Below are 25,238 nucleotides of genomic sequence, written 5' to 3'. Positions count from 1 at the left end.
CGTGCGTGAGGATGCCAGCCATGACCGAGCTCGTGGAACACGGACAACTGTTCATCGGCGGGGAGTTGACCGACCCGCTCGGCAAGGACGTCATCGAGGTCGTCTCGCCGCACACCGGCGAGGTCTTCGGCCGGGTGCCGCACGCCGCGCCCGCCGATGTCGACCGGGCCGTCGCCGTCGCCCGCCGCGCCTTCGAGGACGGTCCCTGGCCGCGGATGAGCCTCGACGAGCGCATCGAGGTCATCACGAAGATCAAGGACGCGTTCGCGGTCCGGCACGAGGAGATCGCCCGCGTCATCAGCAGCGAGAACGGCACCCCCTACACCTCGGGCGTCATGGTGCAGGCACTCGCCGCGATGATGGTCTGGGACTCCGCGATCAACGTCGCCCGGGGCTTCACGTACGAGGAGACGCGCGACGGCGCCCTCGGCAAGCTCCTCGTCCGGCGTGAGCCCGTCGGTGTCGTCGCGGCCGTCGTCCCGTGGAACGTCCCGCAGTTCACCGCCGCCGCGAAGCTCGCGCCCGCGCTGCTCGCCGGCAACCCGGTGATTCTGAAGACCTCGCCGGAGACGCCGCTCGACGCGTATCTGTTGGCCGAGATAGCCACCGAGGCCGGGCTTCCGGAGGGCGTGCTCTCCATCCTTCCCGCCGACCGCGAGGTCAGCGAGTACCTGGTCGGGCACCCCGGCGTCGACAAGGTCTCCTTCACCGGGTCCGTCGCCGCGGGCAAGCGCGTCATGGAGGTCGCCTCGCGCAACCTCACCCGCGTCACCCTCGAACTCGGCGGCAAGTCCGCGGCGGTCATCCTGGAGGACGCGGACGCGCAGGCCGCCGTCTCCGGCATCGTCCCCTTCGCCTGGATGATCAACGGGCAGGCGTGCGTGGCGCAGACCCGCATCCTCGTTCCGCGCTCGCGCTACGACGAGTTCGCCGACGCGTTCGCCACGGCGGCCTCGTCCTTGAAGGTCGGCGACCCGCTTGACCCGGCCACCGAGCTCGGCCCGCTCGTCGCCAGGCGCCAGCAGCAGCGCTCCCTCGACTACATCCGCATCGGCCAGGACGAGGGCGCCAAGATCCTCACCGGCGGCGGCGTCCCGAAGGGTTTCGAGCAGGGCTGGTACGTCGAGCCGACCCTCTTCGGCGACGTCGACAACTCGATGCGGATCGCCCGCGAGGAGATCTTCGGCCCGGTCATCTGCCTGCTCCCGTACGGCGACGAGACCGAGGCCGTGAAGATCGCCAACGACTCCGACTACGGCCTCAGCGGCAGCGTCTGGACCGCCGACACCGCGCACGGCGTCGACATCGCGCGCCAGGTGCGGACGGGCACGTACAGCGTCAACACGTTCAGCCTCGACATGCTCGGGCCGTTCGGCGGCTACAAGAACTCCGGCCTGGGCCGCGAGTTCGGGCCCGAGGGGTACGGCGAGTACTTCGAGCACAAGATGATCCATCTGCCCGCGGGCTACGAGCCGGAGGCGAACTGAGCATGGGTGACCGCTGGCATGTGGAGGTCGACCGGAGCGTGTGCATCGGGTCGGCGATGTGCGTGAACGCCGCGCCGGAGGGCTTCCGGCTCGACACCGCCCGGCAGTCGCACCCCGTGGACGCGGAGGCGGACGCGAACGAGAAGGTGCTCGCGGCCGCCGAGGGCTGCCCCGTGGAGGCGATCACCATCACGCTCCTCGGCTCCGGAGAGGTCGTCTTCCCGCCGGAGGACTGACGCCAGGATTCCTGTGAGTTCCGCACTGCTTTCTCGTGACAACCGACACTGTCCCCCTCCCCGGCGGCGTGCAAATCTCGTCTGGCGGCAGCGAAAAGGCCGCCCACGGGTTCGCCAGGGGAGGGGCGCAGGTCATGGACAAGCGGTACGAGGTCTATGCGCTAGCCGACCCGCATTTCTACGAGACGCCCGACCGGCTGAGCCTCGAAGGGGAGGCCGGGGCCTTCCCGACTACGAGACGGCCCGCCGGCCCGTGCCCGAGGGGTGGCGCGCCGACAACAATGGTGAGTGGCTGAATCTCACGCCCCTGGACGCACGGGGCGAGCCGCGCCAGGGCCCCCGGCAGGGCTGGAAGATCCACTCGTCCGCCACCCGCGCGCACGCCGAGAAGACCGCCGGAATCGTGTGGGACTACTGCGTACCGCGTGGTATTCCGTTCAAATTCGTGCCGGGCCCGCATCTGCTCCACCTACGGAACACGAAATACGCCGGCCGGGACATCAGCGGGAAATTCGCCACCGTCTATCCGGCGGACGAAGACAGCTGTGGGCGCATTCTGGAGGAACTCGGGGATCTGCTGCACGGCCTCGAAGGGCCGTACATTCTCACCGACCTCCGATGGGGCGAAGGGCCGCTGTACGTGCGGTACGGCGCGTTCGCCCGCCGCATGGTCGTCAACGAACGCGGCACCCTCGTGAGCGCCATCGAGGACGGCGAGGGCCGACTCGTCCCCGACAACCGCGAACCCGCCTTCCAGGTCCCCGCCTGGGTACCCCTCCCCGGCTTCCTGATACCCCACCTCGACGCCCGCAACGCCACGACCGTCACCGACCTGCCGCACCGCTTCGAGAAGGCGCTGCACTTCTCCAACGGCGGCGGTGTCTACCGCGGCACCGACACCCGCGACGGCCGCGCCGTCGTCCTCAAGGAGGGCCGCCCGCACGCGGGCCTCGCCTCCGACGGCGCCGACGCCGTCGCCCGCCTGGAACGCGAGAAGGCCGCCCTCGAACGCCTCTCGGGGCTCGGGGTCGCGCCCGAGGTCCGCGACTGGTTCACCGTCGGCGACCACCGCTTCCTCGCATGTTCAACATCCTCGTCGCCCCCGACGAGGAGTCCGTCACCCTCATCGACTTCGAGGCCGCCACCTCCGCCGAGGAGAGCGGCAGCCAGCTCCTCGCGCACCCCGGCTTCTGGGCGCCGATGGACCGCACCGGCACCGACATCGACCGCTACGCGCTGGCCTGCCTGCGGATCGCCATGTTCCTCCCGGTGACCACCCTCTTCGTTGTCGACCGCGGCAGGGCGGCGCACCTCGCCGACGTCATCGCGGCCCAATTCCCCACGCTGCCCCGGGAGTTCCTCGGCGAGGCTGTTGCCGAGATCCTCCGCGGGTACGAGCCGGGCGCCGCGTCCTTCACTTCGGGCGCGGCCTCCATCCCCGCCCCCGGCGACTGGCCCCGCAGCCGCGACTCCCTCGTCGCGGCCACCCCGGACCGCGACGACCGGCTGTTCCCCGGCGACGTCGCCCAGTTCGCCATCGGCGGCGGCCTCGGCCTCGCGCACGGCGCCGCCGGAGTCCTGTACGCCCTCGACGAGGCCGGCGCCGCACCGTACGAGGCAGGCGAGCGCTGGCTGCTCGACCACACCGACCCCGTCCCGCCCGGCGCCGCGCTCGGCCTCTACGACGGGATCGCCGGCGTCGCGTACGTCCTCGACCGCCTGGGACACCGCCAACGCGCCCTCGACCTGGTCGAGACCCTGCTCAAGGAGAACTGGCAGCGCCTCGCCGGACATCTGCACGGCGGGCTCGCCGGGGTCGGCCTCGTCCTCGACCACCTCGCCCGCGGCACGGGTGAGAGCGCCCTCGCCGACCGGGCCGCGGAGGCGGCACGCATCGTCGCCGACCGGATCGTCGACGTACGCGAACGGGACCGGTCCCCGGACTCCACACCCTGGCCGCGGGGCCGCGCGCCACGGAACGGCTGCCCGTCGGGGATCTGGTCGCCCGCCTGGTCGGCGGCGCGGGGCAGGCCGGTCCCGCGCCCGCGAGCGTGGCGGCGCTGCTGGCCACGCTCGTCACACCGGTCGGCGCCGTCGTCGCGCTCGGGCTCACCGACCCGTGGCTCGCCGCCGTGTTCCTTGCCGGGGCGCCCGCGCTCGCGCTGCTGCTGCGCGCCTTCGCGCGGGCCTCCTCCGACTGCGTCGCCGCGTATCTGCGCGCCCAGGGTGACATCGCGGCCCGGCTCACCGAGGCCATCGGCGGGGCCCGCACCATCGCCGCCGCGCACACCGCGCCGAGCCGCGCCGCCGCTGGCCGCGGGGGTGGCCGTGTTCCTCGGGACCCTGCGCCCGCTGGCCCGCAGGCAGGAGGAGTTCCTCGCCGCCGACGAGGCGGTGGCGGCGCGGCTCGGCGCGGTGTGCGCCGGGCTCAGGGACATCACGGCGGCAGGCGCGGAGGACCCCACGGCGCGGGCCGCGGGCGCGCTCGTCGACCGTGGCCGCCGGGCATCGACCAGCCTGGCCCGCTGGTCCGTCGTTCGCGTCCTGGCCCTGGGGGTCGGCGGCCGGCTCCCCCTGCTGCTCCTCCTGGCGACGGCCCCCTGGACCCTCGGGCACGGAGTGACGCCCGGCGCCCTGGTCGGCGCCATCGCGTACGTCACCCAGTCCCTGCTCCCGGCCCTCCACAACCTGGTCCACGGCCTGGGCGTGGGCGGCTCCCGCCTGGTGGTGGTGCTGCGCCGCCTGACGAACCCGCCGGAACCAGAACTCCCCCAACCCGCCAGGGTGTTGGCGCCCACCCGTACGGCACCCGTCGAAAGCGCCCCCGCCCTGGAGATCTCCGCACTCACCTTCGCCTACGGCCCCGGAGCCGAGCCCGTCGTCGACGGACTCGACCTGGCCGTCCCCCAGGGCGGCCACCTGGCCGTCGTCGGCCCGAGCGGGTTCGGGAAGTCGACCCTGGCCGGGCTCGTGGCGGGACTGCTCGTGCCCGGATCGGGGACGGTGCGGGTGTCCGGGGTGTCTGCGCGCGCCCAACATGCCGTGCCAGGTGTTGATACCGCAGGAGGCGTACGTGTTCAGCGGCGGTCTGCGCGCCAACCTCGACTACCTGTGCCCACGACCGGCGTCGGACGACGAGCTTCGCTCGGCCGTCGAGGCGATCGGGCTCGGCCCGCTCCTGGAGCGGCTCGGCGGCCTGGACGGGCGGGTCGACCCGGCGGTCCTGTCGGCGGGGGAGCGGCAGCTGATCGCGCTGGCCAGGGCCTGGCTTGCGCCCGCGCCGCTCGCCGTGCTCGACGAGGCCACCTGCCACCTCGACCCGGCCGCGGAGGCCCGCGCGGAACGGGCTTTCGCCGCCCGGCCCGGCGGCACCCTGATCGTCGTCGCCCACCGGGTCAGCTCCGCACGGCGGGCCGCGCGCACCCTCGTCATGGACGGCCCGCGCACCGTCTGCGGCCGTCACGAGGAACTGTTCGACCGCTCCCCGCTCTACCGCGACCTGACCGGCACCTGGGACGGCCTGCCCACCGCATCCTGAACCGGAAGCGCCCGGCGACCTTCCTACAGCCAGCCCTCGCCCTGCGAGATGCGTATCGCGTCGATCCGGTTGCGGGCGCCGATCTTGCGGGTGATGGCGGCCATGTAGTTGCGGACCGTCCCCTTGGACAGATGGAGCCGCCGGGCGGTCTCGGAGACCGGTGCGCCCTCCGCGGCCAGCGTCAGCACGCTCGACTCCCGGCGCGTCAACGGGTTCTGGGACGCCTTGAGGAAGCCGAAACCGAGCGCGTCGTCGACGAACCGTTCACCGCGCGCGGCATGCCGGATGCCCGCCAGCAGCCGCTCCGCGGGGCCGGTTCTGTCCACGTAGCCGAGCGCCTGCGCCTCCATCGCCCGCCGCAGCAGCCCCGGCCTGCTGATCGTTCCCAACACCACGAGGGAGCAGTGGAGTTCGCCGAGCGGCGGAACGCCGTACCCCTCCTCGCACTCCAGGTCGGCCACGCAGATCTGCGGGTGCAGGGCGCCCGCCCTGCCCGGCGCGCCGCACCATGGCGTGTGCTCCACTTCCAAGTCCGGTTCCCTGGTGAGTCGTTCTGCGAGGGCCGAACCCATCGGACAGGAGTCGTGCACGAGAAGTACGCGGGTCACGTCTGCCCCCTCAAGCCGCCGCCCCGGCCGACCCCTCGGGTACCTCGGTGCGTGAGCGGTTCAACCGGCGGGTGCCCCGTAGGGGATGGGTGGAACTGGACGACACCGTCGGCTATCGGACGTCTTCGGCGCGCGGGCCGGCCGGTGCCGTGAGGTCGATCAGCCGGCACACCATCTCGATGTCGATCTTTACCTGGGCGATGGACGCCCGGCCGGACAGCCAGGTGATCAGCGCGGAGTGCCAGGTGTGCTCGATGACCCGCACCGCGGAGAGCTGCTCCGGGGTCGGGCCGTCGAGCTCCATCGCGTCGAGGATGATCGCCGTGGTCTGCCGGGAGACCTGGTCGACCTCCGGGCTCACGCTGCGGTCCGCGAAGGTCAGCGCCCGCACCATCGCGTCCGCGAGATGCGGCTCCCGTTGTAGCGCGCGGAAGGCGCGCATCAGCGTCTCGGCCACCCGCTCGGCCTGGGAATCACCGGACGGCGGGCGCTTACGGACCGTCGTGTGCATGTGCTGGAGCTGGTCCTGCATCGTGGCCACCAGGAGGTGCACCTTGCTCGGGAAGTAGCGGTACAGCGTGCCGAGCGCGACCTGGGACGACTCGGCGACCTCCCGCATCTGCACCGCGTCGAAGCCGCCGCGCGCCGCGAGCTGCGCGCTCGCGTGCAGGATGCGTCGGCGCCTTGCCTCCTGACGCTCAGTGAGCGCGGGGGTCGTGCGGGTGGTGGTTCTCGCGTCCGGAGCTGTCATCAGAAGGCTTTCCGTGTCCCGTGGGGCCGGCCGTGGCGTGAATCACCTGATCCACCCCTTACGGCCCGGCTACCAGCCGGTAGATTCGATGCTCTTGAACGATCAAGTCTGAAACTTGTTCTAGATTAGCGTCCCACGTAGTGTCCACGGGCAAGCAGGAAGAAGGGTGGCCTGGAGTGACCGCGGAGTCCTTGCGTATCGCTCTCCTCACGTACAAAGGCAACCCGTTCTGCGGTGGTCAGGGCGTGTACGTCCGCCACCTCTCGCGGGAGCTGGTCCGGCTCGGGCATCGCGTCGAGGTCATCGGCTCCCAGCCGTACCCCGTGCTCGACGAGGCCGTCGACGGTGCGGCCCTGGAGGGGCTCTCGCTCACCGAGTTGCCGAGCCTCGACCTGTACCGCAGCCCCGACCCCTTTCGTACACCCAAGCGCGGCGAGTACCGCGACTGGGTCGACGCCCTCGAGGTCGGCACCATGTGGACCGGCGGCTTTCCCGAGCCGCTGACGTTCTCGCTGCGCGCCCGCCGTCATCTGCGCGCGAGACGCGGCGAGTTCGACGTCGTGCACGACAACCAGACGCTCGGCTACGGGCTGTTGGGCGACATCGGCGGCCCGCTCGTCACCACCATCCACCACCCGATCACCGTGGACCGGCAGCTGGAGATCGACGCCGCCGAGAACTGGCGGCAGCGGATGTCCAAGCGCCGCTGGTACGCGTTCACGCGCATGCAGAAGCGGGTCGCGCGCCGGCTGCCGTCCGTGGTCACCGTCTCCGGCACGTCCCGCGACGAGATTGTCGAGCACCTCGGCGTACGTCCGGGCAGGATCAACGTGGTGCACATCGGCGCCGACACCGACCTGTTCTCGCCCGACCCGGCCGTGGCCGAGGTGCCGGGCCGGATCGTGACGACCTCCAGCGCCGACGTGCCGCTCAAGGGTCTCGTCTTCCTCGTCGAGGCGCTCGCCAAGGTGCGCGCCGAGCAGCCGGACGCGCACCTCGTCGTCGTCGGCAAGCGGCCCGAGGAGGGCCCCGTCGCGCAGGCCATCACGCGCTACGGGCTCGAAGGCGCCGTCGAGTTCGTCAAGGGCATCACTGACCAGGAACTCGTCGACCTCGTGCGCTCGGCGCAGGTCGCCTGCGTGCCGTCCCTGTACGAGGGGTTCTCGCTGCCCGCCGCCGAGGCCATGGCCACCGGCACCCCGCTCGTCGCCACCACCGGCGGCGCGATCCCCGAGGTGGCGGGCCGCGACGGTGAGACCTGTCTGTCCGTGCCGACCGGCGACGCGGGAGCGCTCGCGGGCGCCCTCGGCCGGCTGCTCGGCGACCGCGAGCTGCGCGCCCGGCTCGGCGCCGAGGGCCGCGCCCGCGTCCTGGAACGCTTCACGTGGGCCCGCGCCGCGCAGGGCACCGCCGAGCTCTACCGCGAGGCGATGGGGGCCGCACCCCGGCCGGCCCGCCCCGCGAGCACCACCGCTGTCACCGAAACCCCCCAGGAAAGCAGGGCCACGTGCTGACCGTCGACTTCACCCGTTTCCCGCTCGCCGCGGGCGACCGCGTCCTCGATCTCGGGTGCGGGGCCGGACGGCACGCGTTCGAGTGCTACCGGCGCGGGGCGCAGGTCGTCGCCCTCGACCAGAACACCGAGGAGATCGCCGAGGTCGCCAAGTGGTTCGCCGCGATGGAGGAGGCGGGCGAGGCCCCCGCGGGCGCCACCGCGACCGCCATGGAGGGTGACGCGCTCCAACTTCCCTTCCCCGACGAGTCGTTCGACGTCGTCATCATCAGCGAGGTGATGGAGCACATCCCCGACGACAAGGGGGTGCTCGCCGAGATGGTGCGGGTCCTGAAGCCGGGCGGCCGGATCGCGGTCACCGTGCCGCGCTACGGCCCCGAGAAGGTGTGCTGGGCGCTCTCCGACGAGTACCACGAGGTCGAGGGCGGTCACATCCGCATCTACAAGGCCGACGAGCTCCTCGGCAAGATGCGCGAGGCGGGCCTCAAGCCGTACGGCACGCACCACGCGCACGCCCTGCACGCCCCGTACTGGTGGCTCAAGTGCGCCTTCGGTGTCGACAACGACAAGGCGCTGCCGGTGAAGGCGTACCACAAGCTCCTGGTCTGGGACATCATGAAGAAGCCCGCGCTGACCCGGGTTGCCGAAGGACTCCTCAACCCCGTCGTCGGCAAGAGCTTCGTCGCGTACGCCACGAAGCCGCACCTGCCGAAGGCCGACGGGGCCGCTGAGTGAGCAGCCCGGAGCGGACCGAACTCCTCGTACTGCCCGGCGTGCTGACGGCAGATCAGGCCGCGCAGACCGTCGCCGGGATACTCGCGGTGCAGCGCGCCGACGGGGCCATACCGTGGTTCCGCGGGCACCACCTCGACCCGTGGGACCACACCGAGGCCGCCATGGCGCTCGACGTGGCTGGCGAGCACGAGGCCGCCGAGCGGGCCTACGAGTGGCTGGCCCGCCACCAGGGCGAGGACGGCTCCTGGTGCGCCGCCTACCGCGACGGCGACCCGGACGACGTGACGGACCGCGGCCGCGAGTCCAACTTCGTCGCGTACATCGCCGTCGGCGTCTGGCACCACTACCTCTCCACCGGTGACGACACCTTCCTCGACCGCATGTGGCCCGCCGTGTGCGCGGCGACGGAGTTCGTGCTCCGCCTCCAGCAGCCCGGCGGCCAGATCGGCTGGAAGCGCGAGGAGGACGGCACGCCCGTCGACGACGCGCTCCTGACGGGCAGTTCGTCCATCCATCACGCCCTGCGCTGCGCGCTCGCCATCGCGGACCAGCGCGAAGAGCCGCAACCCGACTGGGAGTTGGCGCTCGGCGCGCTCGGGCACGCCATCCGCAGCCACCCGGAGCGGTTCCTCGACAAGAACCGCTACTCGATGGATTGGTACTACCCGGTCCTCGGCGGCGCCCTGCGCGGGGCCGAGGCGAAGGCGCGCATCCAGGAGTCCTGGGACACCTTCGTCGTCCCCGGCCTCGGCGTGCGCTGCGTGGACCCCAACCCCTGGGTGACGGGCGGCGAGAGTGCCGAACTCGCCCTCGCGCTCTGGGCGATGGGCGAGTCCGACTGGGCGCTCGAGATCCTCCAGGACATCCAGCACCTGCGGGACCCGAGGACCGGCCTGTACTGGACGGGTTACGTGTTCGACGACAAGGCGATCTGGCCGGAGGAGCTGACGACGTGGACCGCGGGCTCCGTGCTGCTCGCGGTGGCGGCCCTCGGCGGGGACGAGGCCACCTGCTCGGTGTTCGGCGGCCAACTGCTCCCGACGGGCGTCGAACCGGACTGCTGCTAGTAGCGCCGCAGCCGGTTGGCCACCGCGTGGCCGACGAAGAGGTAGACCACGGCCGCGAGGCCGTAGCCGGCGACGACGCGGGCCCAGGCCGCATCGAAGGTGAACAGGTCGTGGGACCAGCCGGCCAGCCACGCGGACGCGTCGTGGACGACCTGGACCAGGTCGTTGCCGCGGTTGGCGTCCAGTAGGTACATCAGGATCCACAGTCCGAGGATCACGGCGAGTACATCGGCCACGATCATCACGACGCGGGCTGCCTCGTTGGTCCCTCGGTAATGCCGATTCGCAGACATGTTCTTCCGGGTTGCCGCTGTGGCCCCGGCGAAACCCGTACGGGCTTCCTCAAGTGGCGCATGCGCAGCAGCCGGGTGACGCTGCCACGAGTGCCACTCGAGACACGGAGGCAGTCGGTGGTAACCCGTTCCTCTCTTCCCGTACGACGCATGCTCACGGCCCTGCTGCTGTGCGGCGCGCTGCTCGCGGGCGCGACCGCGTGCGGCTCCGACAGCGACTCGGCGTCCACGACCAAGGCGTCGGCGAGCGCCACCACGAAGGCCGAGAAGCAGAAGTTCGCCAAGACCCGGTTCGCGGCGAACGCGGGGCTCGCGGCGGGGGCCACGTACCAGTGGATCGTGAAGCCGTACCGCGCGGGCAAGTTCAAGGCCGGTGCGGACGGCCGGAAGTTCGCGCTCATCAAGGCGGGCCTCGCGGGCGCGTTCACGTACAACCGGCTGAAGGCCGCGACGAAGAACGCCGAGGGCGACCCGACGCTCTCGAAGGCGGTCGGGCCGCTGTCGGCCGGCATCGCCTCGCTGAAGGGCCTGTCGACCAAGCTGCGCAAGGGTGAGGGCCTCGGCGACGTGACCTCCTCCTTCGACGACGTCATCAACGGCGTCAAGGACGCGGGCAAGAGCGCGGGCGCCGAGGTGACGAACAAGGTCCCCTCGGCCTCGCAACTCGCCAAGAACTCCTAGGAGTTCAGCTCCGCGAGGACGCGCATCGTGTGCGGGTCCGGGGACAGGACCAGCAGGTCCGTCACCGGGCCCTTGCGCCACGACTCCAGGCGCTCCGCGATCCGTTCGCGCGGTCCCACGAGCGAGATCTCGTCGGCGAACGCGTCCGGCACGGCAAGGACGGCCTCTTCTCTGCGCCCCTCGGCGAACAGGTCCTGGATGTGCCGGGCCTCGACCTCGTACCCCATGCGCGCCATGAGATCGGCGTGGAAGTTTCGGGTCGTGTGCCCCATGCCGCCGATGTAGAAGCCGAGCATCGCCTTCACCGGGAGCAGCCCTTCGGCGACGTCGTCGCAGACCTTCGCGCGGGCCATGGGCGCGATGGTGAAGCCTTCCGGGAGGTCGGTCAGCGACGCCTCGTACACGTCGGTGCGCGTCGGCGACCAGTACAGCGGCAGCCAGCCGTCCGCGATCCGCGTGGTCTGCGCGATGTTCTTTGGGCCCTCGGCGCCGAGCAGGATCGGCAGGTCGGCGCGGAGCGGGTGCGTGATCGGCTTCAGGGCCTTGCCGAGCCCGGTGCCGTCCTCGCCCCGGTACGGGTGCGAGTGGAAGCGCCCGTCGACCTCGACGGGCCCCTCGCGCCGCAGCACCTGCCGTACGACGTCCACGTACTCGCGGGTGGCCGTGAGCGGGGAGCGGGGGAACGGGCGCCCGTACCAGCCCTCCACGACCTGCGGCCCGGAGAGCCCCATGCCCAGCATCATCCGGCCGCCCGAGAGGTGGTCCAGGGTGAGCGCGTGCATCGCGGTCGTGGTGGGGGAGCGGGCGGCCATCTGCGCGATCGCCGTGCCGAGCCGGATCCGCGAGGTGTGCGCGGCGAACCAGGTGAGCGGGGTGAACGCGTCGCTGCCCCAGGACTCCGCCGTCCACACCGAGTCGTATCCCAACTCCTCGGCTTCGCGCACGAGTTGCAGGTGATCGGGGTTCGGTCCGCGACCCCAGTAGCCGAGTGCGATTCCGAGCCGCATGCGCGCCCCCATGTTCGATGACCCGTAACTGATGACCCGTCAGTTCAGCTTCCGGTGCGCGACTGTACGCGAAAGGCCCCTCGCCCGGAAGACGGGCGAGGGGCCTTGAACTGCTTTGATCCCCGTACGGCGAATCAGGTCAGCCGCGCTGGATCCCCGAGGTGTCCTGGAGCACGCCGCGGCGGCCGTCCTGGGTCTGGGCGACGAGGCCGGTACCCCGCTGCTCGACCGCCAAGTACCAGGTGCCGGGCGCCAGTTCCGCGATCTGCGCCTGCGAGCCGTCCTCCGCGAAGAGCGGGCGCGGCACCGGCACGGCGAACCAGAACGGCGAGAAGTCCGCGGCCGGCGGCTGCGCGGCGGCCTGCGGCGCCGGGGCGCCCTGCTGCTGCGGCTGACCGCCGTACGGCTGCTGCTGACCCGGGCCCGGCTGCTGCGCGCCGTAGGGCTGCTGCTGGCCGGGGCCACCGGGCTGCTGCTGGGCGCCGGGGTAGCCGTAACCCTGCTGCGGCTGGCCGCCGTAGGGCTGCGGCTGCTGCGGGCGCGGGGCACCGAGGAGGGCGCCCTTGAGAGCCGGGACCAGCGGCGTCGCGATCGCGGCGGCGGCCATGACCAGCGTGGCGACGAGGGCGAGGATGAGGCCGATGCCGGCGGTCGGGCCGTCGGAGCTGCCGTTGCTGAGGCCGGTCTGGACGTTGTTGGAGCCGCCCGACGGGTCGAAGACGTTGCCGAGCGCCGCCCACGCCGCGAGCACCGTGGCCGCGATACCGAATTGGCCGAGGTCGATCCCCGCGACCTTGCGGGGCTGCGGCATACCGCGGCTGACCACAATGAGCACCGCGCCGATGATGCCCGCGAGCACCACGCTCATGAGAACCGGGCCGCTCTCCCAGGAGTTCGGGAACTCGAAGCTGTCGGGTGCTCCGTCGACGGAGTAGATATCGAGGAACGAGGCGATCAACAGCAATACCGCTGCTCCGATCACCACGCCGTCGCCTCGAGTGAGGGAGCGGATATTCACTGCAAGTCCTTAGTCAGTCGTCAGTCGTCTGGTCATCGGGTGGGAGGCGGCGCAACCGCGCAGGGGTGGCCCCACATCGTACGAAGGACCCTATCGCCCGGGTCCGGGGAGTGTCTGCCGAGATCCACAGGGTGACGGTTACCCGCCGAGGAAACTCACGATTCCCTCAGAGATGCCCTGCGCCGCCTTCTGCCGCCAGGCGCCCGAGGTCAGTCGCTCGGAGTCCTGCGAGTCCCGCATGTTGCCACACTCGATGAAGACCTTCGGAACCCTGGAAAGGTTGAGTCCTCCCAGGTCACTGCGGGTGTCGAGGCCCGTGCCGCCGCCGATGTAGTTCGAGGGGGCCTGGCCCGTGGCCTTCAGATAATTGCCCGCGATCCGCTCGCCGAGGTCGCGCGAGGGCTTCACGATCGGGGTGGTGTCGGCGGCTCCGGCGTGCACGGATGCGGGAAGGATCACATGGAAGCCCCGGTTGCCCTCGCCCGAGCCGTCCGCGTGCACGGAGACGACGGCGTCGGCCTTCGCGGTGTTGCCGATGTGTGCGCGCTCGTCGACGCAGGGGCCCCAGGAACGGTCGCCGTTCTGGGTCAACCGGACGGTCGCGCCCTGCTGTTCGAGGACGGCCCGCATGCGCTTCGCCACGTCCAGCGTGAACCGGGCCTCGGTGTAGCCCGCGTTCGTCGACGTCCCCGTGGTGTCGCACTCCTTCTTGCCGTTGCCCACGTTCACCGACCGGTTGATCTCGGTGGCGTGCTGGAAGTTGCCCGGGTTGTGGCCGGGGTCGATGACGACGACCTTGCCCTTGAGGGGGCCCGAGCCGCCTGCGGGCTTCGCGGGCGCCTTGGCGGCCTTCGACTTCGAGGGCGAGGCGGACTCCCGCGCGGACTTCGACGCCTCGGACTTCGAGGGCGCCGGGCTCGACGCCTTCGCGTCCTGCGAGGGCGAGGCGGTCGAGGACTGGCCGGGCGCGGGCAGCACCTTCGGCGGCTCGCTGTCCGCGGGGCCGCTCACGACCTGCCACACCAGCCACGCCGCGAGCGCCGTCGGCACCAGCGCGGCGAAGGTGACGAGCACGGGACGCCCGCCGAAGCGGCGGCTTGGCGCCCCGCCCCGGCCGTCCCACCCATCGGGATCGAAGCCATCGGGTTCCGGACCTACATACGACACGTTCCGACCTTAACCGCGCGCTCAGACACCTGCGCCACTTCGACGCAGGACGCGCAGCGAGTCGCACTCGGAGACCTCGGTGAACGCCCCGGACGCGAGTGCCCGCTGGTACACGCGGTACGGCGCCTGCCCCGTCCACTCGTCGTGCTTCACCGGGAAGACGTCGTGGATGAGGAGGTAGCCGCCCTCGGCGACGTGCGGGGCCCAGCCCTCGTAGTCGGCGGTGGCGTGCTCGTCGGTGTGCCCGCCGTCGATGAAGACCAGGCCGAGCGGGCCGCCCCAGGCCTTCGCGACCTTCGGCGACTTTCCGACGAGCGCGACCACGTGGTCCTCCAGGCCCGCCGCGTGCAGCGTGCGCCGGAAGGTGGGGAGGGTGTCCATCAGCCCGACCACGGGGTCGACCGTCTCCGGGTCGTGGAAGTCCCAGCCCGGCTGCTGCTCCTCGCTGCCCCGGTGGTGGTCGACGGTGAGCGCCGTGACCCCGGCCGCGCGCGCCGCGTCGGCGAGCAGGATCGTGGAGCGCCCGCAGTACGTGCCGACCTCCAGCAGGGGCAGGCCGAGCGCCGCCGCCTCGACGGCGGCGGCGTACAGCGCGAGACCCTCACCGCGCGGCATGAATCCCTTGGCCGCCTCGAAGGCGGCGAGGACGTCCGGGGCGGGGGTGTGGCTGCGGCTTGTGATGCTCATGCCGCTCACTCTGCCCTACGCGTACGGCGGCCCGGCCCGGGGGTGGGGCGGACTGTGACGTGTGATGACGCTCCCGCTGTCATCACACGTCACAGTCCTCGACGGCGGAGCCGTTCAGCAGCCCTGCCAGAGCCGGGTCATGACCCGCACGCCGAAGCGGAGCCCCTCCAGCGGCACCCGCTCGTCCACGCCGTGGAACAGCCGCCCGTAGTCCAGGTCGGCGGGCAGCTTCAGGCCCTTGAAGCCGAAGCAGCGGATGCCGAGCTTGGTGAACGCCTTGGCGTCGGTGCCGCCGGGGTTGCAGTACGGGACCGGGTGGCCGTCCGGGTCCTCGGCGCGCACCGCGTCGCACATGGCGTCCACCAGCGGACCGTCGAACGTCGTCTCCATCGCGATGTCGTGGTTGACCCACTCCCGGGAGACGGAGGGCAGGAGCAGTCCGTCGATCGCGTCGATCAGCTCCTGCTCGTGGCCGGGGAGGAAGCGGCCGTCGACGCGGGCCGTGGCCTTTCCGGGGATCACGTTGGTCTGGTAGCCGGCCTTGAACATGGTGGGGTTCGCGGAGTTGCGGAGCACCACCTGCATGAAGTCCGCGACGTGGCCGAGCTTGGCCAGCTCCGCGTCCAGGTCCTCGGCCTCGAAGTCGATGTCCACGCCCTGGAGGTCGGCGGCCTCCTGGAGCAGGGCCCGTACGGGCTCGATGAGACGGACCGGGAACGTGTGGCGGCCGATGCGGGTCAGGGACTCGGCGAGGTCGGTGACCGCGTTCTCGTCGTTGGGCGACGAGCCGTGGCCCGCGCGCCCGTTCGCCGTCAGCTCCATCCAGGCCATGCCGCGCTGGGCGTTCTCGATCGGGTAGAGGCGCCGGGTGTCGTCGAGGGCGTACGAGAATCCGCCGCCCTCGCCGATCGCCTCGGTGACGCCCTCGAAGAGGTCGGGGCGGTGCTCGACCAGCCAGTGCGCGCCGAACTTGCCGCCCGCCTCCTCGTCGGCGAGGAACGCGAGGACCAGGTCGCGGGAGGGCTTGGTGCCCGTGCGCGCGAAGTGGCGGGCGGTGGCCAGCATGACGGCCACCGTGTCCTTCATGTCGATGGCGCCGCGACCCCAGAGGTAGCCGTCGCGGATCTCGCCGGAGAAGGGCGGGACCTGCCACTCGGCGGCGTCCGCCGGGACGACGTCGAGGTGGCCGTGGACCAGGAGCGCGCCGCGGGTGCGGTCCGTGCCCTCGATGCGGGCGATGACGCTCGCGCGGCCGGGTGCGCTCTCCACGAGCTCGGAGTCGATGCCGGCCTCGGTGAGGCGGGCCACGACCCAGTCGGCGCAGGCCCGCTCGTCGCTCGTCGGGTTGGAGGTGTCGAAGCGGATCAACTCGGCGCAGAGTTCGACCACTTCGCGCTGGGAGTCTTCAGAAGCAAGGGTGGTCATGCCGCTCCTACGGGGGTCTGTTCGGTCGCGGCGGGGCGGGTGTCCTCGTCGTCGGCCAGGGTGGTGGTGCCGTACGTCCTGATCCAGCCGAGCAGCCCGAGCACGGTGTAGAGGACGAACGCGGTGGCCAGGGAGTTCAGGGCCGGGATGCCGCCGTCGTAGAACTTGCCGACGCAGAAGGCGGCGGCCCAGATCACGAGGGACAGGGGGACCCAGGTCGGGGAGGTGGCGGGGAGGGTGCCCGCCTCCCGGGTCTCGTCGAGCGGCCTGCGCATCTTGCGGACCACCCAGTACTCGGCGACGACGATGCCGCCGATGGGCGGGATGGCCACGCCGAGCACCGACAGGAACTCGGTGAAGTGGGTCATGATGCCGACCGCCGAGAGGGCGGTGCCGGCGACGCCGAGGGCGATGGTGACGGCGCCGCGGTGCAGGCGCTTCTTGAAGACGACCTGGAAGAAGTTGACGACGCCGAGCGAGGAGCCGTACAGGTTCCAGTCGTTGATCTTCGCGGTCGACATCAGGACGACGAGGACGCCGAAGACGCCGGACGTGGAGAGCACGATCTGCGAGACCTGGTCGCTCTTGACCATGTGCCCGAGGAGCACGCCGGTCAGGCCGACGATGTACTCGGAGAGGATCATCGAGGACGCCGTCTGAAGGAAGACGTGCGACCCCTTCCTGTTGTAGCGGGTCATCTCCGGGGCCACGATCGCGCCGGTCATGTAGCCGCCCGCGATGGCGGTCGCGGCGACCGAGAGCGGGATGGCCTGGCCGGGCGGCGGGGAGCTGATGAGGTCGCCGATGGAGTGGTCGCCGAGGGCGTCGATCACCGACCAGGCGACCATCGCGAAGAAGAGGGGCGTCACGATCTTCGCGAAGATCGCCATGTAGCGGAAGCCGAAGATCACCAGAACCGTGATGGCCAGGCCCGCGACGATGCACCACAGCCACGACGGGCCGCCGACCAGCGACGAGACGCTGTCGCCGAAGATCGTGTTCTGCACGCCGAACCAGCCGACGAGGCTGACCGCGATGATGAAGCTGACCAGCGCCGAGCCGTTGCGCCCGAAGCCGACCCAGCGGGTCAGCAGCGGCGTCGCGAGGCCCTCGCGCATGCCCGCCATGCCGATCAGGAAGATGACGACTTCGAGGATCACCGCGCCGAGCGTGAACGCCCAGAACGCGTCGCCGAAGGTCATCCCGACGCCGATGGTGGCGCCGAGCGTGAACTGCGAGATGGAGCCGGACTGGGCGAGCCACTGGAGCAGCATCGTCCAGAAGCCGAGCCGCTTGTCCTTGGGGACTCTGGACAGCGCGTAGTCGTCGCTGCCCACGCTCTTCTTGGTGGTGGCCATGGCTTACGACTCCGTGGGTGCATTGCCGAGGGTCTGAAGGTGGGCGAGGGAGCCGTAGCGGCTCACGAGGGCGTCGAACTCCTCGGCGTCGTGGAAGTCGAGGCGCCCGCCGCCGAACGCCTTCGCGGTCTCGACGGCGAACCGGGCCGCGGCCGCGATGTCCGTCTCGTGGCTGGCGCCGGTCTGGCAGCCGGGGACCGCCGAGGCCGAGGTGACCGCGAGGCCGACGACCGGGGCGGCGGTCGCCGTGGCCGGCTGAAGGATCGAATTGATGTGATGTGCCCCGTTACCGTACGGCGTGATGTCCTGCGTGGTCACGGGGTAAGTGACCAACGGCTCACCGGTGACGACGGCGAGCAGCTCGCCCAGCTCCTCGCTCACCCGCAGCACCCACCCCTCCTTGACGGTGGGGGACAGGGCGAGGCCCTTGTGGTTGATGACGCGGTTGCCCTTGGTGGTGTCGATGGAGAGCACGGCCTCCATGTCCTCGGTCACCTCGTGCCGGTTCATCGTCGCGATGTCGACCGGGGAGTCCATGAACGGCACCGGGTCGTGCGGCGCGGTCGGGGCGTCCGGGCAGACGTGCGTGGCGACGACGACATCGCCGTCCAGCACGTCGCCGCGGCGGCGCATGTCGAGGAGCTTCGCGGCGGTGGCGAGCGCGGCGGCGGCGCCGTCCGCGTCGGAGACCAGGCCGGTCATCTCGGGCCGGGCACCGACCCCGCCGAGGCGGCCGACGACGCCGAGCGTGCGGGCGCTGCCGCCGCGGCCGCGGCCCTTGGCGCCGGGGATCCGGACGAGCACGAAGTCGGTCGAGCCGCGCTCGCCCTCCACCGTGGTCACCTCGGCGCCGGAGCCCTCCGCGCCCGCGACCGAGTCGAGATACGCGACGGCGCGCTTGCCGTCGGCGTCGGGGTCGTCCAGCAGATCGACGACATCGAGGACGTACTTCAACATGCGGGGTCCCTCTCGCTGCGCTGTGCCCGGTCGCTGTTTCCACCGGTACTGACAGCAGATTCGGGATCGGATAGCGTTGTCGGCAAGCATTTCCCGTTATTTGCAATACAGGTCTGGATGGTGAGATGGCGTGCCGGAGATCCCGCTCGACCGCAAGACCCCGGCCGGCGCCCTGCAAACCGTCGACCGGGCCCTCCTCGTACTGCTCGCGTTCGAGCGGACGCGGCCGGACTGGGGCGTGACGGAGGTCGCCGCCGAGTTCGGCTGGGACACCTCGGTCGCGCAGCGACTGCTCTCGACGCTGGCCGGGCGCGGCTTCCTGGTCTCGGATCCGGTGACGCGGCGCTACCGGATCGGGCCCGCGGTGCTCAGGCTCGGCAGGCTGTGGGAGCGCTCGGGCTCCCTGGAACTGCTTGCCGGGCCGGTCCTCGAAGAACTGCGGGCGGCGACCGGTGACACGGTCCTGTTCTGTCTGCCCGACAGCTTCCACATGCGCTGCGTCGCGGCCGTCGAGGGTGAGGAAGGGCCGCTGCGCTACTACCCGTTGGTGGGCGAGCTGTATCCGGCGCACGCGGGCGCGACGAGCAAGTCGTACTACGCGTTCCTCCCCGACGACCAGCGCCACCGGCTCTTCCGGGGCCGTCCCATGGCCCGCTTCACCGAGCGCACGGTGACCGACGCGGACGAGCTGGAGCGGGAGTTCCTCAAGGTCCGCGCCCAGGGCTACGCGTGGACGGTCGGCGAGTACGACGCCGGGATCGGCACGCTCGCCGTGCCCGTCTTCCTCGGCCGCGAGCCCTACGGGAGCCTCAGCCTCGGCGCGGCGAAGGAGCGCTTCCCCGACGGGCCGGGCGACCGCATCGACGTCCTGCGCAAGGCGGCCCGCCTCCTGGAGCAGCGCCTGACGCACCCGCCGCAGCCTGCGCGCCGCACCCGCGGCGCCGCCAACTGACCTTTGTGCACAGCCTGTTGATTACGTCGATCGGAGCGACCCCGTCGTGAACCTTCTGCTGCTCTCCAACTCCACCCAGCACGGCCAGGGTTACCTGGAGCACGCGCTGGACACCGTCACCGGTTTCCTGCCGGCGGGGGCCCGGCTCGCGTTCGTGCCGTACGCGCTGGCCGACCACGACGCGTACACGGCGAAGGTGCGCGGCGCGCTGGAGGGCTCGGGGATCGAGGTGCGCGGCGTGCACGAGGGCGGCGACCCGCTGGCCCAACTGGCCGCGGCCGACGCGGTGTTCATCGGCGGCGGCAACTCGTTCCGGCTGCTGGGCGCGCTGTACCGCACCGGGCTCCGGGACGCCGTGGCGAAGGCGGTCCGCGCGGGCCTGCCGTACATGGGTGCGAGCGCCGGCACCAACATGGCCGCGCCCACCCTCCGTACGACCAACGACATGCCCATCGTGCAGCCGCCGTCCTTCGAGACGCTCGGCCTCGTCCCGTTCCAGATCAACCCGCACTACCTGGACCCGGACCCGTCCTCCACGCACAAGGGCGAGACTCGCGAGCAGCGCCTCACGGAGTTCCTGGAGGAGAACGACGTCCCGGTCCTCGGTCTGCGGGAGGGCTCGTGGCTGCGGGTGGCGGGGGAGCGCGCCTCCGTGGAGGGCGCCCACCCGGCCCGGCTGTTCCGGCGCGGCGCCGAGCCGCGGGAGCTGGCGGCGGGCTCGGACGTGTCCGAACTCCTGGGCGTGGAGGCGAGGTTCGACGCGTAGGGCGTCAGTCCTGCGGGGCCTCGGGCAGCGCCAGCCACTCCTGCCAGGTGAGGTCGCGGCCGATGAGGCGGGGCTGCCGGAACGGCCAGTCGGCGGCGATCCACTCGGGGACCAGCACGTCGAGCGCGCGCTCGTCCGCGCCGCCCGCCAGCTCGTCCACCACCCACCAGGAGATCTCCCCGTCGGCGCCGGTGCGCTCGGGCGGGTCGATGTAGACGCAGCCGAGGAGCGCGGTCTCGTCCTCGTTCAACAGGGCGTAGTTGAACGACTGGTGGGCCGCGATCTCCTTCTCGTGCCGCAGCAGGTCGACGCGGTCCGCCTCGTACGTCATGGTCTCGGCGGGCCAGCCCCAGGCCGGGCCGAAGATCTCCCACAGCCGTTCGCGGGAGCCCATCACGGCGGGGTAGTCGATCGCGGTGTCCGCCTCGCGGATCGGCCGCAGATGGAGGGCGGTCCCCGGTACGGGGACGTGGACGGGGTGGACGAAGTCCGCGGGTAGCCAGCTCATGAGGGGCGAGCGTACTGGCGGTGCGGCGCCCGCAGTACCGCATAAAAGCGGAGGGCAGGCGTCACAAAAGCCGAGGGGACGCGTCGCGCTCCCGCGCTCCGCGTCCCCTCGGCGAGGCTGCCCGCAGCCCCTGCCCCCCCCCGCCGCTACCGGACCGCCTCCGCCGGCGCCTCCAGCGCCAGGTCCACGCGCACCGGACGGTTCTCGCCGTGGTGCGTGGCGGCCGACGCGCGCGGGGCGTGGCCGGAGGCCGTGGTCGCGAGCACGTACGAGCCGCCCGCCGGGACGTCGAGGGCGTACTGCCCCTCGACGTCGGTGAGGGCCGCGCCCGCCTGGCGGCCGCGGCGGTCGATCAGGGTGACCTTGGCGCGCGGCACCGGCAGCCCCGCCGGGTCGAGGACCCGGCCGTGGAACCGGGCGGCCAGGGCCTCTTCGACGCGCTCCAGGACCGCGTCCTCCTCGCTGCTCGCGCGCAGCTGCACCGTCGGCTTCCGGCGGCCCGGCAGCCCGAAGGCCAGCAGTACGCCGACCGCGACGGCGGCCGTGGCGATGAGGAAGGAGATGTGGAAGCCGTCCATGGTCGGGACGGCGACGCCGTGCACGTTGTCCGCCGTGTTGGCCAGGACCATGCCGATGACGGCGGAGGACACCGACGTTCCGATGGAACGCATCAGTGTGTTGAGGCCGTTGGCCGCGCCGGTCTCGGAGGCGTCCACCGCGCCGATGATCAGGGCCGGCAGCGAGGAGTAGGCGAGGCCGATGCCCGCGCCGACCAGGACCGAGATGATGATGGTCTGCCAGGCGGCGCTCATGAGGCCGAGGCCCGCGCCGTAGCCGATCGCGATGATCAGCAGGCCGAGGAGCAGGGTGACCTTCGGGCCGAACTTCGCGGACAGGCGGGCGTAGACCGGCGCCGTCAGCATCATCGTCAGGCCGAGCGGCGCCACGCACAGGCCCGCGACGACCATCGACTGGCCGAGGCCGTAGCCCGTCCCCTTCGGGAGCTGGAGCAGCTGGGGCAGGACCAGGGAGATCGCGTAGAAGGCGACGCCGACCATGATCGAGGCGAGGTTCGTGAGCAGGACCTCACGGCGGGCCGTCGTGCGCAGGTCGACCAGCGGGGCCTTCAGGCGCAGCTCCATCGCGCCCCAGGCGAGCAGGACCACGAGCGCCGCCGCGAACAGACCGAGCGTCGTGCCCGAACTCCAGCCCCAGTCACTGCCCTTGGTGATGGGCAGCAGGAAGAGGACCAGGCCCGCGGAGAGGCCGAGGGCGCCCGCGACGTCGAAGGTGCCCTGCGCGCGCAGCGGGCTCTCCGGGACGAAGACGAGGGTGAGGACCATCGCGACGACGCCGAGTCCCGCGGCGCCGAAGAACAGCGCGTGCCAGTTCGCGTGCTGGGCGACGAGCGCGGCGGCCGGCAGGGCGAGTCCGCCGCCGACGCCGATGGAGGAGGACATCAGGGCCATCGCGGAGCCGAGCTTCTCGCGCGGCAGCATGTCCCGCATCAGGCCGATGCCGAGCGGGATGGCGCCCATCGCGAAGCCCTGGAGCGCGCGGCCCACGATCATGACGAGCAGGTTGTCGGTGAACCCGCAGATCAGGGAGCCGACCACCATGATGGCGAGGCTCATGAGCAGCATCCGGCGCTTGCCGGCCAGGTCGCCGAGGCGGCCCATGATGGGGGTCGACACGGCGCCGGCGAGCAGCGTCGACGTCATGACCCAGGTGGCGTTGGAGGGAGCGGTGGTCAGCAGCTCGGGCAGGTCCTTGATCACCGGCACGAGCAGCGTCTGCATGACCGCCACGGTGATGCCGGCGAAGGCGAGGACGGGGACGACGCCGCCTGACGGGCGGGCTTGAGTCGTCGGCTGGGACATGAAGGAAGGCCTCCGGAAGGCGGTCTCGGTCCACGTACTGAGACGTGACGCTTGGGACGGCGAACGCGCGCCGCCGGGGTCGGGGCGCGCGCTGTGCGGTCGGTGTGCGGGCTGTCCGCGCTCGGTGCGCGGCCGTCCGCGGACGGTCTGCGGGCAGGTTGTGTGTATGTCGAACCGGTCGGCTGGGGCGACTATTCCGACGGTCGTCGTACGAGCGGAATCCTTTACCTCTTCATTACGTCACCGCTCGATGAACAGTGATTCCCCAAGTTCCTGACCCGGTGTCAGATTTGGTCTTCCGGTCTACTGGAACGTGTTCTACCGTGCGCCGCATGGGGATCGCCATCACGCAGGAACAGCGGGAACTCGCGGACGCCGTGCGCGGTTGGATCGCGCGCGCCGTACCGCCCGACGAGGTGCGCAAGCTGCTCGACGCCCCGGCCGCGCCCGGCCGCCGCCCCTCCTACTGGGACGGCGTCGCCGGGCAGGGCCTCCTCGGGGTACACCTCCCCGAGTCGTACGGCGGCGGGGGCGGGACCCTGCTCGACCTCGCGGTCGTCGTGGAGGAGGCGGGCCGCGCGGCGCTGCCCGGACCCTTCCTCGGCAGCGTGCTCGCGGCCGAGGTGCTGCGCGGGGCCGGGCGGCGCGAGCCGGCCCGCGCCCTCGCCGAAGGGGAGCGGATCGGTGCCGTCGCGTTCGGCCCCGGCGGGCTCAGCGCCGTCGCCGGACCCGACGGGTTCGTGCTCGACGGGGCCGCGCCGCCCGTCCTCGCCGGTGCCGACGCCGACCTGCTCGTGCTCGCGGCGGAGAGCGCCGACGGCGTGGTGTGGTTCGCCGTCGACGCGGAGACCACCGGCCTCACGGTGCGGGCGCACGAGAGCGGTGACCCGACCCGGCCCACCGCCGAGGTCACGGCGGCGGGCGCCGTCGTGCCCGGCGACAGGGTCCTCGACGTGGACGGCACCCTTGTGCGCGACCTGGCGGGTGTGCTGCTCGCCGCCGACGCCTGCGGCACCGCCGCCTGGGCGCTGCACGCCGCGGCCGAACACGCCAAGGTGCGCGAGCAGTTCGGGCGGCCCATCGGACAGTTCCAGGGCGTCAAGCACCTGTGCGCGGACATGCTGGTACGGGTGGAGCAGGCGGCCGCACTGACGTGGGACGCGGCGCGGGCCGTGGAGGAGGACTGCGGGGCGGACGTGCGCGGGCTCGTCGCCGCGCTCGCCGCCGGGGCCGCGCTCGACGCCGCGTACTCCTGCGCCAAGGACTGCATCCAGGTCCTCGGCGGCATCGGCTTCACCTGGGAGCACGACGCCCACCTCTACCTGCGCCGCGCCGTCGTCGCCCGCCAGCTGCTCGGCGCCGGGGACGCGCACCGGCTGCGCGCCGTGCGGCTCGCCGAGTCCGGGGTCCGCCGCGAACTGCGGTTCGCGCTGCCCGCAGAGGCGGACGGGCACCGGGAGGCGGCCCGCGCGGTGATCGAGGAGGCGCACGGCCTCGACCCGAAGGCGGCGCGCCGGGCCCTCGCGCCCACCGGCTACGCGGCGCCGCACCTCGCGCCGCCGTACGGGCTCGGCGCCGGGCCGGTCCAACAGCTCGCCGTGCAGCAGGAGTTGAAGGCCGCCGGGGTGAAGCTCAGCGACCTCGGCATCGCCACGTGGGTCGTGCCCTCCCTCATCTCGTACGGCACCCAGGAGCAGCGCGACCGGTATCTTCCGGCGACCCTGCGCGGCGAGACGCTGTGGTGCCAGCTGTTCTCCGAGCCGGGCGCGGGCTCCGACCTCGCCTCGCTGCGCACGCGGGCGGAGCGGATGCCCGACGGGCGGTGGCGGATCAACGGGCAGAAGGTGTGGACGAGCGCCGCGCAGTGGGCGGACCACGGCATCCTGCTCGCCCGCACCAACCCGGACGCGCCCAAGCACAAGGGCCTCACGTACTTCGTCCTCGACATGAAGGCGACGGAGGGCATCGACATCAGGCCCCTGCGGGAGATCACGGGGGACTCCCTGTTCAACGAGGTCTACTTCGACGACGTGGTGCTGCCCGCCGACGCGGTGGTCGGCGAGGTCGACGACGGCTGGCGGGTCGCCCGGCACACGCTCGGCAACGAACGGGTGCACATGGCGGACCAGTTGACGTTCGACACGGGTCTTGAGGCGCTGCTCGCGCGCGCCGGTGACCTGGACGGGGCGTACCGGGCGAGGATCGGGGCGCTCGCGGCGGAGGCGCACGCGCTGGGGTGCGTCGGGCTGCGTACGACCATGCAGCAGGTCGCGGGTGTGGAGCCGGGTGCGGGGGCGTCGGTGCGGAAGCTGGTGCAGACGCCGCACCAGCAGAAGGTGGCGGAACTGGCACTCGAACTCCTCGGCCCGGCGGGGGCGCTCCGCGAGGGGCCGGGGGAGCGGGCGCTGCACGGGTTCCTGCTGTCGCGGTGCCTGACGATTGCCGGTGGCACGACGCAGGTGCAGCTCAACGTGGTGGCGGAACGGATCCTGGGCCTCCCGAGGGACTAGGGCTTGTCGTTTGGATCAGGCCCCGCGAGCCCGGCCTGATCCAAACGACAGGCCCTAGGTCACCCGGGGGGGGGGCCCCCCCCCCCCCCCCGGG

At 71.9% G+C, this 25,238-nt stretch carries 22 protein-coding genes and 3 pseudogenes; 13 read left to right on the top strand and 12 right to left on the bottom strand.

Features of this window, described 5'->3' with window-relative positions; genetic code table 11:
- Nucleotides 1-20 precede the first annotated feature (20 nt).
- The 6 genes and pseudogenes from ACIA8D_RS23595 to ACIA8D_RS23570 all read left to right on the top strand — a co-directional run bounded on the left by ACIA8D_RS23595 (nt 21) and on the right by ACIA8D_RS23570 (nt 5,261).
- Complete coding sequence (locus tag ACIA8D_RS23595) at nt 21-1,487, top strand: aldehyde dehydrogenase (RefSeq protein WP_399235121.1); 1,467 nt, start codon at nt 21-23, stop codon at nt 1,485-1,487.
- A 2-nt stretch (nt 1,488-1,489) separates the two neighbouring features.
- Nucleotides 1,490-1,723: a ferredoxin gene (locus tag ACIA8D_RS23590; RefSeq protein WP_399235119.1), complete on the top strand. Its 234-nt coding sequence runs from the start codon at nt 1,490-1,492 to the stop codon at nt 1,721-1,723.
- Between the two features lie 134 nt (nt 1,724-1,857).
- Nucleotides 1,858-3,646: pseudogene (locus tag ACIA8D_RS23585) on the top strand (lantipeptide synthetase); the annotation flags it as partial.
- A 29-nt stretch (nt 3,647-3,675) separates the two neighbouring features.
- Nucleotides 3,676-3,945 (top strand): annotated as a pseudogene (locus ACIA8D_RS23580) (ABC transporter ATP-binding protein); the annotation flags it as partial.
- A 4-nt stretch (nt 3,946-3,949) separates the two neighbouring features.
- A pseudogene (locus ACIA8D_RS23575) lies at nt 3,950-4,696 on the top strand (hypothetical protein); the annotation flags it as partial.
- A 76-nt stretch (nt 4,697-4,772) separates the two neighbouring features.
- Nucleotides 4,773-5,261: an ATP-binding cassette domain-containing protein gene (locus tag ACIA8D_RS23570; RefSeq protein ID WP_399235116.1), complete on the top strand. Its 489-nt coding sequence runs from the start codon at nt 4,773-4,775 to the stop codon at nt 5,259-5,261.
- A gap of 23 nt (nt 5,262-5,284) precedes the next feature.
- On the opposite strand, the gene ACIA8D_RS23565 is transcribed toward ACIA8D_RS23570, so the two are convergent.
- Nucleotides 5,285-5,869 carry a LuxR C-terminal-related transcriptional regulator gene (locus ACIA8D_RS23565; RefSeq protein WP_399235114.1) on the bottom strand — a complete coding sequence of 195 codons (585 nt, stop codon included), beginning with the start codon at nt 5,867-5,869 and terminating at the stop codon, nt 5,285-5,287.
- A 112-nt stretch (nt 5,870-5,981) separates the two neighbouring features.
- Nucleotides 5,982-6,620, bottom strand: coding sequence for a TetR family transcriptional regulator (locus ACIA8D_RS23560; protein WP_399235112.1), 639 nt, complete (start codon nt 6,618-6,620; stop codon nt 5,982-5,984).
- 176 nt (nt 6,621-6,796) lie between these two features.
- On the opposite strand from ACIA8D_RS23560, the gene ACIA8D_RS23555 reads away from it, so the two are divergent.
- From ACIA8D_RS23555 to ACIA8D_RS23545, 3 genes are read left to right on the top strand one after another with little or no spacing between them, the layout of a single operon-like run.
- A complete protein-coding gene (locus ACIA8D_RS23555; protein WP_399235111.1) occupies nt 6,797-8,134 on the top strand; it encodes a glycosyltransferase family 4 protein in 1,338 nt (445 codons plus the stop codon).
- Nucleotides 8,128-8,868: a methyltransferase domain-containing protein gene (locus ACIA8D_RS23550; protein ID WP_399235109.1), complete on the top strand. Its 741-nt coding sequence runs from the start codon at nt 8,128-8,130 to the stop codon at nt 8,866-8,868. The genes ACIA8D_RS23555 and ACIA8D_RS23550 overlap by 7 nt, the downstream gene beginning before the upstream one ends.
- Nucleotides 8,865-9,935, top strand: a complete 1,071-nt coding sequence (locus tag ACIA8D_RS23545; protein WP_399235108.1) for a prenyltransferase — start codon at nt 8,865-8,867, stop codon at nt 9,933-9,935. The genes ACIA8D_RS23550 and ACIA8D_RS23545 overlap by 4 nt, the downstream gene beginning before the upstream one ends.
- Here the strand turns inward: ACIA8D_RS23545 and ACIA8D_RS23540 are convergent.
- On the bottom strand, nt 9,932-10,177 hold the full coding sequence (locus ACIA8D_RS23540) for a hypothetical protein (protein ID WP_399235106.1): 246 nt from the start codon (nt 10,175-10,177) through the stop codon (nt 9,932-9,934). The genes ACIA8D_RS23545 and ACIA8D_RS23540 overlap by 4 nt on opposite strands.
- 201 nt (nt 10,178-10,378) lie before the next feature.
- Here ACIA8D_RS23540 and ACIA8D_RS23535 point away from each other — a divergent pair, with 201 nt between their 5' ends.
- Nucleotides 10,379-10,909 (top strand): hypothetical protein, encoded by a 531-nt coding sequence (locus ACIA8D_RS23535; protein WP_399235104.1) that lies wholly within the window; start codon nt 10,379-10,381, stop codon nt 10,907-10,909.
- Here the strand turns inward: ACIA8D_RS23535 and ACIA8D_RS23530 are convergent.
- From ACIA8D_RS23530 to ACIA8D_RS23500, 7 genes are all read right to left on the bottom strand, one after another.
- Nucleotides 10,906-11,916, bottom strand: coding sequence for an LLM class F420-dependent oxidoreductase (locus ACIA8D_RS23530; protein ID WP_399235102.1), 1,011 nt, complete (start codon nt 11,914-11,916; stop codon nt 10,906-10,908). The two genes, ACIA8D_RS23535 and ACIA8D_RS23530, sit on opposite strands and share 4 nt — an antisense overlap.
- A 139-nt stretch (nt 11,917-12,055) precedes the next feature.
- Entirely contained in the window at nt 12,056-12,934 is an 879-nt protein-coding gene (locus ACIA8D_RS23525) for a hypothetical protein (RefSeq protein WP_399235100.1), read from the bottom strand.
- A gap of 138 nt (nt 12,935-13,072) precedes the next feature.
- A complete protein-coding gene (locus tag ACIA8D_RS23520) occupies nt 13,073-14,101 on the bottom strand; it encodes an N-acetylmuramoyl-L-alanine amidase (RefSeq protein WP_399235098.1) in 1,029 nt (342 codons plus the stop codon).
- A 21-nt stretch (nt 14,102-14,122) separates the two neighbouring features.
- Nucleotides 14,123-14,788 carry a class I SAM-dependent methyltransferase gene (locus ACIA8D_RS23515; protein WP_399235097.1) on the bottom strand — a complete coding sequence of 222 codons (666 nt, stop codon included), beginning with the start codon at nt 14,786-14,788 and terminating at the stop codon, nt 14,123-14,125.
- 114 nt (nt 14,789-14,902) lie between these two features.
- Complete coding sequence (locus tag ACIA8D_RS23510; protein WP_399235094.1) at nt 14,903-16,213, bottom strand: M20/M25/M40 family metallo-hydrolase; 1,311 nt, start codon at nt 16,211-16,213, stop codon at nt 14,903-14,905.
- Nucleotides 16,210-17,571 (bottom strand): cytosine permease, encoded by a 1,362-nt coding sequence (locus ACIA8D_RS23505; RefSeq protein WP_399235092.1) that lies wholly within the window; start codon nt 17,569-17,571, stop codon nt 16,210-16,212. The genes ACIA8D_RS23510 and ACIA8D_RS23505 overlap by 4 nt, the downstream gene beginning before the upstream one ends.
- Nucleotides 17,572-17,574: 3 nt before the next feature.
- Nucleotides 17,575-18,528 (bottom strand): DUF1177 domain-containing protein, encoded by a 954-nt coding sequence (locus ACIA8D_RS23500; protein WP_399235091.1) that lies wholly within the window; start codon nt 18,526-18,528, stop codon nt 17,575-17,577.
- Between the two features lie 130 nt (nt 18,529-18,658).
- Between ACIA8D_RS23500 and ACIA8D_RS23495 the strand changes: the two genes are divergently transcribed.
- Nucleotides 18,659-19,480 carry an IclR family transcriptional regulator gene (locus tag ACIA8D_RS23495; protein WP_399235089.1) on the top strand — a complete coding sequence of 274 codons (822 nt, stop codon included), beginning with the start codon at nt 18,659-18,661 and terminating at the stop codon, nt 19,478-19,480.
- Nucleotides 19,481-19,526: 46 nt separating this feature from the next.
- The gene (gene pepE, locus ACIA8D_RS23490; protein WP_399235087.1) at nt 19,527-20,246 is read left to right on the top strand and encodes a dipeptidase PepE; all 720 of its coding nucleotides are present in this window, start codon (nt 19,527-19,529) and stop codon (nt 20,244-20,246) included.
- A gap of 4 nt (nt 20,247-20,250) precedes the next feature.
- Here pepE and ACIA8D_RS23485 read toward each other — a convergent pair whose 3' ends face one another.
- Entirely contained in the window at nt 20,251-20,754 is a 504-nt protein-coding gene (locus tag ACIA8D_RS23485) for an N-acetyltransferase (protein ID WP_399235085.1), read from the bottom strand.
- Nucleotides 20,755-20,900: 146 nt separating this feature from the next.
- The gene (locus ACIA8D_RS23480; RefSeq protein WP_399235084.1) at nt 20,901-22,634 is read right to left on the bottom strand and encodes an MFS transporter; all 1,734 of its coding nucleotides are present in this window, start codon (nt 22,632-22,634) and stop codon (nt 20,901-20,903) included.
- Between the two features lie 332 nt (nt 22,635-22,966).
- Here ACIA8D_RS23480 and ACIA8D_RS23475 point away from each other — a divergent pair, with 332 nt between their 5' ends.
- A complete protein-coding gene (locus ACIA8D_RS23475; RefSeq protein ID WP_399235082.1) occupies nt 22,967-25,144 on the top strand; it encodes an acyl-CoA dehydrogenase in 2,178 nt (725 codons plus the stop codon).
- Nucleotides 25,145-25,238 lie beyond the last annotated feature (94 nt).

The organism is Streptomyces sp. NPDC051684 (assembly GCF_044453445.1).
GTDB lineage: Bacteria > Actinomycetota > Actinomycetes > Streptomycetales > Streptomycetaceae > Streptomyces.
The sequence above is the reverse complement of the archived record's forward strand: the minus strand, read 5'-3'. Positions and strand labels throughout refer to the sequence as shown.